The 14,732-nt window shown below is 58.7% G+C and carries 15 protein-coding genes; 5 read left to right on the forward strand and 10 right to left on the reverse strand.

The window, feature by feature from the left end; all coding sequences use genetic code 11:
* Positions 1–147: 147 nt before the first annotated feature.
* Together MRBLMR1_RS23990 and MRBLMR1_RS23995 are read left to right on the forward strand one after the other, a co-directional pair.
* Positions 148–1,632, forward strand: a complete 1,485-nt coding sequence (locus tag MRBLMR1_RS23990; RefSeq protein ID WP_500066653.1) for a leucyl aminopeptidase — start codon at positions 148–150, stop codon at positions 1,630–1,632.
* Positions 1,632–2,081, forward strand: coding sequence for a DNA polymerase III subunit chi (locus tag MRBLMR1_RS23995; RefSeq protein ID WP_500066654.1), 450 nt, complete (start codon positions 1,632–1,634; stop codon positions 2,079–2,081). Before MRBLMR1_RS23990 ends, MRBLMR1_RS23995 begins: the two co-directional genes overlap by 1 nt.
* A gap of 11 nt (positions 2,082–2,092) precedes the next feature.
* Here the strand turns inward: MRBLMR1_RS23995 and MRBLMR1_RS24000 are convergent, their stop codons facing one another.
* From MRBLMR1_RS24000 to MRBLMR1_RS24020, 5 genes are all read right to left on the reverse strand, one after another.
* On the reverse strand, positions 2,093–3,979 hold the full coding sequence (locus MRBLMR1_RS24000) for a hypothetical protein (protein WP_500066656.1): 1,887 nt from the start codon (positions 3,977–3,979) through the stop codon (positions 2,093–2,095).
* The gene (locus MRBLMR1_RS24005; RefSeq protein WP_500066658.1) at positions 3,976–6,018 is read right to left on the reverse strand and encodes a prolyl oligopeptidase family serine peptidase; all 2,043 of its coding nucleotides are present in this window, start codon (positions 6,016–6,018) and stop codon (positions 3,976–3,978) included. The genes MRBLMR1_RS24000 and MRBLMR1_RS24005 overlap by 4 nt, the downstream gene beginning before the upstream one ends.
* 184 nt (positions 6,019–6,202) lie before the next feature.
* Entirely contained in the window at positions 6,203–8,089 is a 1,887-nt protein-coding gene (locus MRBLMR1_RS24010; protein WP_500066660.1) for an ABC-F family ATP-binding cassette domain-containing protein, read from the reverse strand.
* Positions 8,090–8,150: 61 nt separating this feature from the next.
* Positions 8,151–9,185, reverse strand: coding sequence for a GGDEF domain-containing protein (locus MRBLMR1_RS24015; protein WP_183827281.1), 1,035 nt, complete (start codon positions 9,183–9,185; stop codon positions 8,151–8,153).
* A gap of 125 nt (positions 9,186–9,310) precedes the next feature.
* Positions 9,311–9,823 carry a DinB family protein gene (locus tag MRBLMR1_RS24020; RefSeq protein WP_500066662.1) on the reverse strand — a complete coding sequence of 171 codons (513 nt, stop codon included), beginning with the start codon at positions 9,821–9,823 and terminating at the stop codon, positions 9,311–9,313.
* Between the two features lie 150 nt (positions 9,824–9,973).
* Between MRBLMR1_RS24020 and MRBLMR1_RS24025 the strand changes: the two genes are divergently transcribed.
* Positions 9,974–10,666: a glutathione S-transferase family protein gene (locus MRBLMR1_RS24025; RefSeq protein WP_500066664.1), complete on the forward strand. Its 693-nt coding sequence runs from the start codon at positions 9,974–9,976 to the stop codon at positions 10,664–10,666.
* A gap of 128 nt (positions 10,667–10,794) precedes the next feature.
* Positions 10,795–11,217, forward strand: a complete 423-nt coding sequence (ndk, locus tag MRBLMR1_RS24030) for a nucleoside-diphosphate kinase (RefSeq protein WP_112457152.1) — start codon at positions 10,795–10,797, stop codon at positions 11,215–11,217.
* Positions 11,218–11,272: 55 nt separating this feature from the next.
* Here the strand turns inward: ndk and MRBLMR1_RS24035 are convergent, their stop codons facing one another.
* Both MRBLMR1_RS24035 and MRBLMR1_RS24040 read right to left on the reverse strand, forming a co-directional pair.
* Complete coding sequence (locus MRBLMR1_RS24035) at positions 11,273–11,776, reverse strand: hypothetical protein (protein WP_500066666.1); 504 nt, start codon at positions 11,774–11,776, stop codon at positions 11,273–11,275.
* A complete protein-coding gene (locus tag MRBLMR1_RS24040) occupies positions 11,773–12,318 on the reverse strand; it encodes a CGNR zinc finger domain-containing protein (RefSeq protein WP_500066668.1) in 546 nt (181 codons plus the stop codon). Before MRBLMR1_RS24040 ends, MRBLMR1_RS24035 begins: the two co-directional genes overlap by 4 nt.
* Positions 12,319–12,383: 65 nt before the next feature.
* On the opposite strand from MRBLMR1_RS24040, the gene MRBLMR1_RS24045 reads away from it, so the two are divergent.
* Complete coding sequence (locus tag MRBLMR1_RS24045) at positions 12,384–13,280, forward strand: branched-chain amino acid ABC transporter permease (protein ID WP_500066670.1); 897 nt, start codon at positions 12,384–12,386, stop codon at positions 13,278–13,280.
* 12 nt (positions 13,281–13,292) lie between these two features.
* On the opposite strand, the gene MRBLMR1_RS24050 is transcribed toward MRBLMR1_RS24045, so the two are convergent.
* Genes MRBLMR1_RS24050 through pgsA form a run of 3 tightly spaced genes read right to left on the reverse strand, consistent with a single transcriptional unit; the run spans position 13,293 to position 14,617 of the window.
* Entirely contained in the window at positions 13,293–13,757 is a 465-nt protein-coding gene (locus MRBLMR1_RS24050) for a molybdenum cofactor biosynthesis protein MoaE (RefSeq protein ID WP_500066672.1), read from the reverse strand.
* Positions 13,758–13,761: 4 nt separating this feature from the next.
* The gene (moaD, locus tag MRBLMR1_RS24055; protein WP_500066674.1) at positions 13,762–14,019 is read right to left on the reverse strand and encodes a molybdopterin converting factor subunit 1; all 258 of its coding nucleotides are present in this window, start codon (positions 14,017–14,019) and stop codon (positions 13,762–13,764) included.
* Between the two features lie 10 nt (positions 14,020–14,029).
* Positions 14,030–14,617, reverse strand: a complete 588-nt coding sequence (gene pgsA / locus MRBLMR1_RS24060; protein WP_148145375.1) for a CDP-diacylglycerol--glycerol-3-phosphate 3-phosphatidyltransferase — start codon at positions 14,615–14,617, stop codon at positions 14,030–14,032.
* Positions 14,618–14,732: the final 115 nt, after the last annotated feature.

A 14,732-nucleotide genomic window follows, 5' to 3' on the forward strand; every position in this document is an offset into this window, starting at 1 on the left:
GGCTAGCCGACTTTTATTTTTTGTTGTGACATTTCAAAACGGGTGACATTCGCCCGCAGACAGCCAAGCCTTGCCTTGCCGGGGTTGCCTTCGTGGCCGAAAGGGTGAAGATCGGGCCATGTGCGTATAAAAAGACGTGGAGTGCCGATGTCCGTTCAACTGAATATCTCCTTTGCCAAATCTTCTTCCGTGGCTGCTTCTCTGGCCATTCAGCTCAAGCTTTCCGGCGATCTGCCCGCTTCTGGTCTATCCGAGGTCGATCCGCAGGGTGTCGGAGCGCGGGCAGCCGGGATCGCCAAATTTTCCGCAAAGGCGATGACTGTACTCGATGTGATCGCACCGCATGGCTCAGACGCGGATCGCCTGACGGTTATCGGGCTTGGAGAGCCGGATACGCTGACTGCTTATGACTGGCTGCGGGCCGGTGGTGTCGCTGCCGCAAATCTCAAGAACGCCAAAAAGGCCGTCGTATTTCTCGATGTACCGGGCCTCGACGTGAGTGCAGCCCAGGCCGCCGATTTCGCTCTCGGCATGCTGCTGCGTTCCTACGCGTTCGATAGCTACAAGACGGCGAAGAAGGACGACGATAAGCCGGCAACGGTCGACGTGAAGATCGTCATGGCTGGGCATGCCGCTGCAAAGAAGGCATTTGCCGCAACTGAAGCAATCGCCAGCGGCGTTGTGCTTGCCCGTGATCTTGTCAACCTGCCGCCGAACGTACTTGGCCCTGTTGAATTCGCCGACAAGACCAAGGAACTGAAGGCGCTGGGTGTGGAGGTCGAGGTTTTGACCGAAGTCGAGATGAAGAAGCTCGGCATGGGCGCGCTCCTGGGCGTGGCACAGGGTTCGGTCCGCCCGCCGCGTCTGGCGGTCATGCACTGGAACGGCGGCAAGGCAAAGGACAAACCTGTTGCCTTTGTTGGCAAGGGGGTCGTCTTCGATACGGGCGGCATCTCCATCAAGCCGGGCGCCGGCATGGAAGACATGAAGGGCGATATGGGCGGCGCCGCTGCCGTCATCGGTCTGATGCATACGCTTGCAGCCCGCAAGGCAAAGGTCAACGCCGTCGGCATTCTCGGCCTTGTGGAAAACATGCCGGACGGCAACGCTCAGCGTCCGGGCGACATCGTCACCTCCATGTCCGGCCAGACGATCGAGATCATCAATACCGATGCCGAAGGCCGTCTCGTTCTGGCTGACGCGCTTTTCTACACCAAGGAACGTTTCAAGCCGCGTTTCATGGTCAATCTAGCAACCCTGACCGGCGCGATCGTCGTGGCTCTCGGCAATGTCCATGCTGGCCTGTTCTCCAACGATGACACGCTTGCAGGCCAGTTGACGGCAGCAGGAGAGACGACCTCCGAAAAGCTGTGGCGCATGCCGCTTGCCAAGGAATACGACAAGATCATCGATAGCCGTTTTGCCGACATGAAGAACAGCGGCGGTCGTCCCGCGGGTTCGATCACGGCAGCGCAGTTCCTCAAGCGTTTCGTCGGCGACACGCCCTGGGCGCATCTCGACATCGCCGCCACAGCGATGAATTCGCCGCAGACCGAGATCAACACGTCCTGGGCATCGGGTTATGGCGTGCGCCTGCTGGACGAACTCATCCGGGCGAATTACGAGGGCTGATGACCGAAGTTCTCTTCTACCACCTGACCGAATCGAAGCTCGAGGATGCGCTGCCGGCGCTCCTCGAAAAAAGTGTCGAACGCGGCTGGAAGGTGGTTGTGCAGACGAATGACGAGGCGCGCCGGGACATGCTCGACGCGCATCTGTGGACCTTTCGCGATGAGAGTTTTCTGCCGCATGGAACGGATGCCGCGCCTATGGCTGAAGCCCAGCCGGTGCTTCTGACTACAGCGAGTGAAAACGCCAACCAGGCGACCGTCCGCTTCATGGTGGACGGTGCCGCCCCACCGCCGCTCGACCCTTACGAGCGCATCGTCTTCATGTTCGACGGTTACGACCAGAGCCAGCTCGAAGGCGCGCGCGCCGAATGGAAGCGGCTGAAGGGGGAGGGGCATGCGCTGACCTACTGGCAGCAATCGCCCGAAGGCCGTTGGGTGAAGAAGGCCTGACCGGAGCACCGTTACTGCATGAACGCCAGCAGTGCGCGGATAAACTCACGGTTCCGCATTTCATCGTCGCCGGCAATACGCTGAAATATGAAATCGCGGCGTGTCGCATCCGCTATCGACCAACCCGGGAGAGAAAGCTGCCCGATGCAGTCGCCGGGCTGCATTATATGCGCATCCGGATCGCTACGTTTTCTGCACCGGCTGTCCTGTGCTCTCGGAAGAGGCGCAAGTATCGGATCCTCGGCGCCTTGCATCGCCTCCCTTACCGCAAAAGCCATGATCTCGTAGCCGAGCGAGGAAAGATGCATGTTGTCGAAGCTGAAAAGGCCACCTTGGCTTATCCTTGCCGCGAAGGCAGATCCGCTGACATATCCGCTTGATCCACTTGCGCGCAGAGGTCTGTTATCGAAGCTGTAGTCCCTGTCGGTTTCGCTCGTGCTTTTTGAAACCACAAGCTTTCGATCGTCACAATCGCCTTCTTGCCGAAACACGCATTTCTTGTAGTCGAAGGAGCGCAGCTTTTCCGCTAGGTCGACATAAACGAACCGAGGTCCGGAACTCTTCGAATTCTGCGTCTCGATCTCCCGCCGCAAGCCTGCATTGACCCCTGTTACAAGCTTGTCGCCGTCATCGATAAATTGCCGCGGAACTTGCTTGTTGTTCAGGATGTGGATTGTGAACCTGGGGGTGTTCGCATTTTTCCTTGAGCCGAAGAGAACGTTTGCCACCTGACTCGGCAATGCGAGATTGTTTATATAGACGTATTCGAGATTTTTGACGCCCTGCAGCCCGTTCATCAGCGTCTTCATGTCTGCCGGAAGTCTTTCGTTAAGAAAGCTTTTGATCGGCTGGACACAATGCGCCATTTCCCTGACGCCCTTTTCCAGTTCCGCAGCCGGGCAGCTATCCTTCTCACCTATCGCCCTGCCCAAAAAGGCCACCTTGTAGAGACCGTTGTTGGAGCCGATATTGACCAGAAGCCGTTTTGGTCGGCGCAGTTGCACCTGCTCGAGCGGCGTCATTTGATCAAGGCAGCGATCGCGGGTGGGATTGAGCACGAATGCGGCATTTGCATAGGTGTAGGCATCACCGAGGGCCGAAAAGGCGCTGGGGAAACGCCCCTTCATCCTGGTGAGGGCCGTATGCGCCAGAGAGCGGTGTTCGCCAGCCGTCCAGTAGACAAGATCAAGCGAATTTGCCCCGGAGAAGGCGATGTTGTCGACCATTGCGCGGCCGTTAGGCGGGCTGTAATTATCCAGAAGGTCGCGGAGGCTTTCTCTCTGCTCTTTCGGCACATCCCAAATATTCCGGGCACGGTCTCTAAGGCCGCTTATGCCAGGTTTTTCCAGGTTGAAGCCGTAATTCTTGACCTCGCCCGGAGAGCCTCCTTGTCCGGGATATTGAGGCCCGTAGAACTCTCGGGCACCTGTTCGATCCGCTGCGGATTCCTCGATTAATCCAAGTCGAATGGCGACAAGCGAAGGCGCCGACCACTCGGAGAGCCACCAGTTGATCCGAAGCGACTGGACCCCGTTATATAAGCTGTCTCCGATCGCCATGAGTGGCGGAGATGCATAGTCGGGATTGTCTCTGGCGAATAGATCCGGATCTTTGGTGCAGCCTTGGCTCCATTTCAGAGGTGGAGATCTGACGCCGTCCCAGTATTTCTGGGCGTCGTATTGGGAATGTGCTGGAAGAGTGGAGTTTAGAAAAAGAAAGGAGCTGATAGTGACGCTTGAGAAGAACTTTAAAAACACGCTATCCCCCGAAAGCCTGATCAAATTCTTCGAAATTATTATTTCACAATAATATAAATGCAAGTGGTTGCATAAAATATAATTGCACGTAAAAGGTTGTGGGTCGATGTGTTCATCAGCATCGACCCACGTCTGTTTCACTTCCTCATGATCGTCTGGCGCAGGAAGCTGTAGCCCATCGCGCGGCGTTCGGCCATTTCGGTCGTGTCGCCGGCGCCGCCGTGACCGCCCGATCCGTATTCCCGGAAGAAGGGCTCGTGACCCGCATCGATCAGTCGCTTGGCGAAACGCCGCGCATGAGAAGGATGCACCCGATCGTCATTGGTCGAGCTTTCGATATAGATCGGTGGATAGGTGATCTCGCTCTTCGGCTTCACCTGATGCAGCGGCGAATAGGTGAGCATCGCATTGAGATCGTCGGCCACGTCCGGATTGCCGTATTCGTCCATCCAGGCGCGTCCGGCCGGGAATATGTGGAAACGCGACATGTCGATCACCGGCACCGAGGTCCACATCGCGCCAAAATCATTCGGGTAGCGCGTTGCCATGACAGCAGTCAGAAGCCCACCATTGCTGCCGCCGTTGCAGGCGATGCGGGATGGCTTGGTGTAACCGCGCTTGACCAGATCGCGGGCGACCGCGACGAAATCCTCGAACGCCTTGTGGCGACCCTTGCCCTTGGCGACATTATGCCAGTCCGGTCCAAGCTCTCCGCCGCCGCGGATATAGGCCTGCACGAAGGTTCCGCCCTGTTCGAGCAGCATGCCATAGGCGCCGGAATAGACGGGCGACAGCGATACGCCGAAACCGCCATAGCCATACATCAGTACCGGCAGTTCGCCTTTGGTCCAGTTGCGGGGTAGGGTGATGTGATAGGGCACTCGGGTGCCGTCTTCCGAGATTGCCTCGAGAAGTTCCGAGGTCATACCCTCCGCATCGAAATAGGCGGGCGAGGTTCCGGTCGGGACGAGCTCGCGTTTGGCATTGTGATCCGTTAGGTCGAGACGGAAGCTGCTGGCGGGTAGAAGAAAGCCCTGGCCGATGACGGTGAGGATTTCCTCGCCGAGCGTCAGGTCGGCATCGAACATCCGGAAGCCGACCGTCTGCAGCTCTTCCGGCAGAGGCAGTTCTTCGGGTTTGGGATCGGGCTTGGTCAGGTCGACCAGATAGAATTTCGGCACCATACGATCAACGATGATGAAGACGGCCCAGGTCTTCAGCAGCGTGAACTGGGAAACCGACTGGCCGTCTTTCGGCGAAAATAGAACGCGTGGGTTTGTCAGCGGCTCTGACCCGAAAGGATGAAAATCCTGCAGGATGAGCGTGCCGGTCGGATAGCGTTCGCCGGTCTTCGCCCGCCAGATCGCATGGGTGTGATTGAGGTCGCTGTCGCTTTCGACGGGCAGATCGAGGCGCTCTATCTCTCCACTCGCGTTGCGGATATGCACGCTCGCCTTGCCGATTTCGTGACCAACGGTGAAGAACTCGATCTTCCGCTCGTCCGGCTTGCCGCCCCAGAAAAGCGGATCGATGACGCTGGCCGCGCCATAGACATCGTCCTTGCCGGCTTCGAAAAGGATCGGTGCATCCTTGGGGTCGACCCCGCGCTTGAGAATACGGCCGACCCGCGGCCAGCCGGAGCGGGTGGCGGAAAACTCGTCGACCGACCCGAAATAGGCGATCTCGTCCGGGCTCAGCCAAGTTGCATGGGCCCGCGCCGTCGGTGTGTCGAAGCCACTCTCGACGATCGTCCTGGTTTCGGTGTCGAATTCCAGAAGCCGCAACTGATCCGAACCTCCATCCGACAGGATCAGCAGGACTCGCGTGGGTTCATAAGGGGAGGTGATCGCGCCGGAATAGATCCAGCGCTTGCCTTCTTTCAGACAGAAGGTGTCGAAATCGAAAACAGTTTCCCAGGCCGCGTCGTGCCGCGGCTCAACGTCTGTCGGCAACCGACGCCAGAGCCCAAGCGGATTATCCTTCGAGCGATGGAAATCGAACAGCCATTTGCCGCGCCGCACCGGCACGATCAGCCGGTCCTCGCGCTCGATCATCGCTTTCAGCGCATCGCGATCGTTTTCGAATTCCGGTGTCCTGAACTGGCGGTCCGACTTGCTGTTCTGCTCGGTAACGAAAGCGATCGTGTTCTGGTCGTCGTCTGTTTCGAGAAACAGGTTCATCATGGCCTCCTCGTGTGCTCGGGAAGCCTCTACCTATGCATCACGAAGGGCGGTGGCAACCGGCCTGACGGCATTTGTGCTGTCCGTCATCCTTGGGCTTGTCCCAAGGATCTGCTGTCATTTCGGCTGGCTGCAACGTGAGTAGATTCTCGGGACAGGCCCGAGAAAGACGTTGCAATGAAAGTCACCCCGCCATCGCCTCTTCATATTCCGAGGACAGCATCAGCCATTCCTCTTCGGCGGTCGAAAGCTTTGCGGCGGCCTCGCCTCGCTCCTTGGCCTTTTGAGCTGCCTTAGCCGGCGCCTTTTCATAAAGGGCAGGGTCCGCAAGTTCTTTATCAAGCGCCTGAATCAGCTTCTCAAGCTTGGCGGTCAAGGATTCGATTTCGTTGATCTTTTTCTTCAGCGGCGCAAGCGAGGCTCGCTTTTCGGCATTTGCCTTGCGCTGGTCGGCCTTGTTGACCTGTTCGTCTGCTGCAGCCTGCGATTTGTCGTCCTTCTTGCGGCCTGAAGCGATGATCAGCTCACGATACTCTTCGAGGTCGCCCTCGAACGGCTTGACCGTGCCGTCATTGACCAGCCACAGCCGGTCGACGGTCGCCTCGATCAGGTGGCGATCATGGGAAATCAGGATGACGGCGCCGTCATAATCGTTCAGCGCCTCGATCAGCGCCCGGCGGCTGTCGATGTCGAGATGGTTGGTTGGTTCATCGAGGATCAGAAGGTTCGGCGCATGGAAAGCGGCAAGCCCCATCAGCAGGCGTGCCTTTTCGCCACCCGACAGATCCTTGGCGGCGGTATTCATCTTTTCGGTTGCAAGCCCCATCTGCGCGACGCGGGCACGTACCTGCGCTTCCGCCGCCTGAGGCATCAGCCGGCGCACGTGATCGACCGGCGTTTCGTTGGGAATCAGATCATCCAGCTGGTGCTGAGCGAAGAAACCGATAGAGAGTGACGGCGGCAGTTTCATCTCGCCGCCATCTGTCTGCAGGCGGCCAGAAATCAGCTTGGCGAAGGTCGATTTGCCATTGCCGTTGGAGCCGAGCAGCGCGATGCGGTCGTCATTGTCGATGCGCAGGCTGATGTTCTTCAGGATCGACTTGCCGGGTTCATAACCGACTGATCCCTTGTTGATTGCAACGATTGGCGAGGCGGGGATCTTTTCCGGCTTCGGAAAACTGATCGGCTGGACATGGTCCTCGATCACGGCTGCCACCGTACCCATGCGCTCCAGCGCCTTCACCCGGCTCTGGGCCTGCTTGGCCTTGGTCGCCTTGGCCTTGAAGCGATCGATGAAACTCTGCAGATGCTTGCGCGCGGCGTCGTTTTTGGCCTTCGCCTTCATCTGCAATTCGTCGGCTTCGGCCTTCTGGCGCTCGAACTGGTCGTAATTGCCGCGATAGAAGGTCAGCTTCTGCTGGTTGAGATGCACGATCGAATTGACCGCGTTGTTCAGCATATCGCGGTCGTGTGAAATGACGATGACCGTGTGCGGGTAACGGCGCACATAGTCTTCCAGCCACATCGTGCCTTCGAGATCGAGATAGTTCGTTGGTTCGTCGAGCAGAAGCAGATCAGGCTCGGCAAACAGCACGGCCGCCAGCGCCAAACGCATTCGCCAGCCGCCGGAAAATGACGAGGCGGGACGAAGCTGGGCTTCTGCATTAAAACCGAGGCCGGCAAGAATGCTTGCTGCACGCGCTTCCGCCGAGTGAGCGTCGATATCGACGAGCCGCATCTGGATTTCCGCGATGCGGTGCGGGTCGGTTGCCGTTTCGGCTTCCGCCATCAGCGCCGTGCGCTCCTTGTCGGCAGCCATGACGATGGAGATGAGCGACTCTTCCGTGCCAGGCGCTTCCTGTGCAACCTGTCCGATCCGGGCATTCTTCGGGATCGTCACGGATCCGCTCTCGGCAATGAGATCGCCGGTGATGACGCGGAAAAGCGTCGACTTTCCCGCACCGTTGCGGCCGATCAGGCCGACCTTGGCGCCCGCCGGGAGCGAGACGCTGGCGTTGTCGAGAAGCAGACGGCCTGCAATGCGGGCGGAAAGGTCAGTAATCGTGATCATGGCGGCGGTTTTGGCCGAAACACGCTGTCAACGCAAGGGATCGCCCGGATCAGATCGCAGATTAGACGCCCGATCGGCCGGTGTCCCCGTGAATGATCACATTGGTGCGCGGATAGGCCCGTGAGGCTTCGGCCGCAAGCACGGCCTGCTGACGCAGTTGCTGCGGTGAAAACGCCTCAGTTGCCATGGAGGCTCCCATGGAAAGCCGGATCGCCGGCGTGCCCTCGGAGGTCGCGAAGACGAGATTGTCGTTGATCGAAGCGGTCAGGCGGTTTGCTATCGGCTTGATCGCATCGCGGCCGACATGGCGGAACAGGAAGGCGAATTCTGCCTTGCCGATGCGCGCGAGAAAATCGTCCTTCTTGATCGTCTTGCGGAAGATAGCGGCGGTTTTCTTGACGATTCGGGTGGCTGCTGCCTCGCCATAAGTGTCGGCAATGTCGGAAATGTCGCTGACGGCGACGAGGAAGAGTGCCGTATCGCGGCTCTCGTTGTCGTCCGCATAAAGCGCTTCGAGCTTTTCTGTGAAGGCGGCATGGTTCGGCAGGCCGGTCATCCGGTCGCGCAGCATCACGGCGCGGGCGCTGGAGGCGTCCTGTTCGGCAACGGTCAGAAGATTGGCGCCGGAACGCAGGGCGGCTTCGAGTTCCGTTTCTGCGACCACGGCATCGGAAAGCGAGACGCTGAGATATTCGATTTCGGCAAGGATATCGCCGGGGCCGGCGCCGTTATCCTCGCGCAGACTTTTTGCAACGGCTTCCAGTGCTCGGCTGAAGCCACGCTTCTGCTCGGCGCCGCTCGCCATCTTCTCGCGCAGGCTGGCGATCAGCAGGATATCCGGATTGCGGGATTTCGGCAGGCCGCTGGCAACAAAGCCCGGCAGTTGGTAGCGGATGCCGATCTCGTCCAGCGCCGTCTGGTTAGGTGATACCGGCAGGGCCATGACTTCGCGCGACAGCCCGACGTCGGTGCCGCAATGAGCCTCGTAAAAGAGCTCGTAATTGCGCGGCAGGCCGTTCACCTCGATGCGGGCCATATGTTGGCTTACCGCCTGCAATGTCCTGTCCTGAGCTGCTTTTCGGGCCTGGGTCGGCATCCGTCGTCTCCTGATCGTTCGTGCGTGAAGACGATTGATTGCGACAGCGCGTTAACATCCGCTGAAATACGGCCATGGATTGCAATTGAGGCTCGGATTCGTGCGAAAGAGGGTTAAGGCCCAGTTCACGACATCCAGTGTTTTCCATCCGTCCTCAGAAACGCAATCATGTCGAGCACGATGGAGGGCTGGCCGAGCGAGGTCAGGATCGTGTGGATCTGCCCGCGATGGTGGGTCTGGTGGTTGAACACATGTGCCAGCATGCCGGCGAGCGGATCGGTAACAGGAACGGGATTGCTGACCGGCGTATAAGTCACCGCGCGCTCGAAATCCTGCGGCGAAAGGGATTTTGTCAGCGCGATGAAGCGGTCATCTTTGGCCTTTCGCGCGGTACGAAGTTCTGCAAAATCCTCGAACAGTATGACGTTGAGTTCCATTGGTGCCGTGCCGACGCCCGTGATGCGTCTCAGCCAGATCCGGTCAGCGACGAGAAGATGGTTGAGCGTGCGATGCGCAGAGCCGAAAAATGCGCCGCGGTCGACACGATAATCCGCGTCGTTAAGGGCGTCGCAGCTATCATAGATCCGGGTGTTGGCCCAGCGATTGTAATCGGCAAGCATCTGGAAATGGCGCTGCATATGGTCCTCCCGCGTGGCCCGTTTCGAGAATTTCCCTCTACAGCAAAGCGCATCACGATGGACTTATGCAATGCATGAAATCTTCTGATTGGATTGCAGCCGAATTCCTGATCATCATCAGGTTTCGAACGGAAGATTTGGAGCCCCTTGATGACCACCCGTATCCTTTATTCCCTTTGCGGTGCCGACGAGAGCCGTCCATTTTCTCCCCATTGCTGGAAGGTGGTTCTGGCGCTGAAGCACAAGGAGCTGGATTTCATCGAGAAGCCGACGCCCTTCACCCAGATACCGGAACTGGAGAACGGATTTTCCAGGACGGTTCCGATCCTGCGGGACGGCAACGAGCTGATCCGCGACAGTTTCGATATCGCGCTTTATCTGGAGGAGCACTATCCGAACAAGCCGACCTTGTTCGGCGGAGAGGGCGGCAAGGCGCTTTCACGGTTCGTCGAGCGGTTCTCGCAAAGCATTATCCATCCGGCGATCACCGGCATTGCGGTTGCCGATATCCACGACATGCTGGACGAGACCGACCGGACCTATTTCAGGACGACACGCGAGAAGATGCTGGGCAGGTCACTGGAAGATCTGCGTGCCGGGCGTGAGGCTGCTGTTGCAGGCTTTGCGGCAAAGCTGGAGCCGATGCGTCAGATGCTCGGTTATCAGGATTTTATCGGTGGCGATGGTCCGCTGTTTGCCGATTATATCCTGTTCGGCGCGCTGCAGTGGATGCGGATCACCAGCGGCGGGAATGTGCTTGCTGCCGATGACCCGGTGACGAAGTGGTTCGAGCGCTGCCTCGACCTGCATGAAGGCGTCGGGCGCAGTGTGACGGCGGCGTGAAATTCGGCTTGGCGGGATGACAATAGCCAAGACAAAGGCCAAGACCCCCTTGTTTCCGGCGCTTGGGGCGGGTAAACACCGCCAACTTTCCCCTGGCAAAGTGCCCCTGGAAACAAAGGATAGACAAGATGGCGATTGAACGCACCTTCTCGATGATCAAGCCGGACGCCACCAAGCGCAACCTGACCGGCGCTATCACCAAGGTATTCGAAGACAACGGCCTGCGCATCATCGCGTCCAAGCGCGTCTGGATGTCGAAGCGCGAAGCCGAAGGCTTTTACGCAGTTCACAAGGAACGTCCGTTCTTCGGCGAACTGGTTGAAGGCATGACCTCTGGCCCGACCATCGTTCAGGTTCTGGAAGGCGAAGGCGCCATCCTGAAGAACCGCGAAATCATGGGCGCGACCAACCCGGCAAACGCTGACGAAGGCACGATCCGCAAGCAGTTCGCCCTGTCGATCGGCGAAAACTCGGTTCACGGTTCGGATGCTCCGGAAACCGCGGCTCAGGAAATCGCCTACTGGTTCGCAGAAACCGAAATCGTCGGCTAATCGCCACACGATTGATGATTGAAAAAAAGCCGGGGCTGACGCACCGGCTTTTTTGTTATCTAGGGCAACTGCTGTCACTCGACATGTCCTCGCTTCCATCCGCGTGAAAGACATCGGGATTGGGCGTATAGCCGGGCCCGACGACGAGCGGCTTGGCGGGCAGCACGCTCTGGTCGACATCCGAGGTGATGCTCGTTTCGATCTCCTGCAGCGTATCTCCCGACGCCGACAGGATGCGAATGGTCACCGCATAGGGGTGATCCTTGCGCACGCATTGCAGATGCGGGCTCTGGATGACGATCTTTTCGTCGATCGGAAAGATCTTTTCCCGAGCCGTGAGCGCATTACCGCCCTTCGGATTTTCGAACTCCGCCGCAACGATGCTGCCCTCCGGCAAGGGGCGAAGCTTTTTCAGCGTAACGAGATAGTTGGCTGTGGCCACGCGATAGTTGAACACGAAAATGCGTCCGGAGAGCTCGACCAACTTGCCTTCGGTTTCTCGCTGGCAGGAGGCGAGAGCAAGGATTGCGAGAGCGGCCGCGAGCGCCGTGCCCTTCATGGCAGCCGATCCTTCCTGGCATTGTAGTGACGCGCAGCCTTGACCCGGTTGCCGCACACAGTCATGTCGCACCAGATGCGGCTGCGGTTCTTGCTGCGGTCGATGAACAGCCAGCCGCAATTGCCGCAGATCCTGATCCTCTTTTTTTCGGTGTCGGACAACAGCCTCAGAGCCGAATAGGCCGTCTCGGTCTCGAGTGATCCCCTGGCTCCCAGCCGCAGTATCGCGGCTACCGCCTCCAGCAGGGAGGCGAGAAGCAGCGGTGTTTCTGCCTCGCTTACGCAGGCCCGAAAATAACCGTCGATCGCCTCACGCATGGCAATGAACGATGCCTCGTTCGGCTTCGGTAGGGCAGCAGGCGTGCCGAACAGCGCGCGTTCCGCGGAGAATTCGCCTGCCGCTTTCGCAAATGCATTCAGTTGCGCCGGTTCGGCAAATCGATCCACGCTGCGGGCAGGGTCGAAACGCAGGATGACGCTGTTGGCGACGTCCAGCGCCAGCGCACCCCCGGCAAAACGATGTGGTGTCCATGAAAAGGTCATGGGCGATTATAACTTCCAAAATGCCTTTTACCAGTTATATTCGATCTCACGTATTGGAGCGCCGGATGGCCTATTTCCTGCAGCAAATCGCCAATGCTTTGCCGACCGCATCGCTCTACGCGGCGCTGGCTTTCGGCTATGCGATCGCCTTTGCCGTCACCCGCCGCGCTGACATCACCTACGGTGCGATCTTCGCCTTTTCCGGCCACATCTATCTTCTCTTCGCCCATATAGGCTGGGATCGGCTGTGGCTTGTTCTGCCTGCATCGCTGGGGCTTGGTGCGGTGCTTGGATTGATCAGTGGGGTAGGGGCAGGTGCTGCGATCGGGCAGTTTGTCATGCGGCCGCTTTCAGCCATATCGCCGAATGCCATGATCGTCGCCTCACTCGGTCTGGTGATGGTGCTGATGGAAGGTGCGCGGCTTGCTTCCGATACGCGCGAACTCTGGCTGCCGCCTTTCCTGAATGGCCGCATCGTCTTCTGGCAGGGTTCTGACTTTTCCGTTGGGCTGACAATGCTGCAAGTGATCAACACGGCGCTGATGCTGGTGATGGTTTTCGCCGGCCATATCGCGCTTGCGCATAGCCGTTTCGGCCGTTGCTGGCGGGCGGTGTCCGACGATGCCCTTGCGGCAGAGCTGTCCGGCGTCAATTCCGCGTGGATCTTCGTCTCAGCTTACGCGCTGGCGGCCCTCTATGCCTCAGTTTGCGGCATACTCGCGACATCCTATTACGGCACGATGGATTTCGGTGCCGGCCTGCTTTTCGGTCTGAAAGTCGTGCTGATAGCCGCTGCGGGTGGACATTCAAGCCCGATCAAATCTGCGGCCGGGGCGGCTTTGGTCGGGATAGCCGAAACGCTATGGGGCGGCTACGGCCCGATTTTCTGGCGCGATCTGGCGGTAATTTCGGGGCTGGTTCTGCTTCTTGTTCTCAGCCGCCGGGAGCGGATAACGATCTGACGGAGGTGGAATTCAGTCCCACTTGTTCTTCGCTTGGTCATCGATGCCCTTGGCCTCGATCCACGCTCCGGCGGTGCCGTCGGTCGCATGTTCCTTCTTCCAGAAGGGGGCCGAGGTCTTGAGGTAATCCATGATGAAATTGGCGCCGTCAAAGGCGGCCTGCCGGTGCGGCGCGGCAGCGATGACCAGCACGATATTCTGGCCCGGCTCGATCCGGCCGTGACGATGAATGGCGGTTGCCCCCATCAGCGAAAAACGCTCGATTGCAAGATCGGCGATCCGCTTCATCTCCATTTCCGCCATGCCGGGATAGTGCTCGAGTTCCAGCGCCGAAAGCTTTCCCTGCTCGCTGCGGCAGAGCCCGACGAATGAGACGATCGCGCCGATATCCGTGCGGCCACCGCTCAGGGCATCGACTTCCGCCTGAAGATCGAAATCATGCGCCTGCACGCGGATGGTGGGAGAGGGGATACTCACCGTTTCACCCGCCGGTCATCGGTGGAAATATGCCGATCTCGCGGGCACCGGCGATCGCCTCGTCATGCTCGACATGTTCCTGATTGATCGCCACGCGGATCACATCGGGAAATTCAAGTGCAGCCTCGTATACCTCACCCAAGCCCTTCAGGTGATTCAGCAAATCGCCAACGGTCACGACGCTTTCAGGAAGCTCGATTTCCTCCTCGGTCTTGCCGATACGTTCGCGAACCCAGGCGAAATAGATGAGATTGACCTTCATTCCAAAGTCCTTAATCCGCATCCACCAGATGCTTCACGCCGGCCTTGAAGTAGTCGTAGCCGGTGTAGAAGGTCAGGATCGCAGCAACCCAGAGAAGCGCGATACCCATTTCGGTTATATAAGGCACGACCTTGTCGCCGGCGGGACCGGCGAGCAGGAAGGCGATCGATACCATCTGGATCGTCGTCTTCCATTTGGCGACCCGTGTGACCGGCACGGAGACTTTCAGCGCGGCGAGATATTCACGCAGGCCCGATACGAGGATTTCACGGCAAAGGATTGTGATCGCCGCCCAGAGCGACCAGCCGGCAATCGTTCCATCCGCTGCCATCAGCAGCAGGACCGAGGCGACCAGCAGCTTGTCGGCGATCGGATCGAGCATGCGGCCGATATTCGACGTCTGGTTCCAGATGCGGGCGAGATAGCCGTCGAGATAGTCGGTCAGCGAGGCGATGACAAACAGCCACAGCGCCGTCCAGCGGGCAGTGTCAGAGCTTTCAAGCTTCCCCTCGACGAAAAAACAGAGAACGATCACCGGCACGGCAACGATGCGCGCATAGGTGAGAAGATTGGGGATATTGTATGCGCGGGAAGCCATATCGTACCTATGCGTGCGTGTTGTTCCCTAGTTGATGCGTCGAAGGCCAAGCGTCAACCGGTTTCGCGGCTTTTTTACAGACGATTGTGACAGGCGATCCGCCGAGAGTTGCGAA

The organism is Neorhizobium sp. LMR1-1-1.1, assembly GCF_040675795.1.
Classification (GTDB): domain Bacteria; phylum Pseudomonadota; class Alphaproteobacteria; order Rhizobiales; family Rhizobiaceae; genus Neorhizobium; species Neorhizobium cellulosilyticum.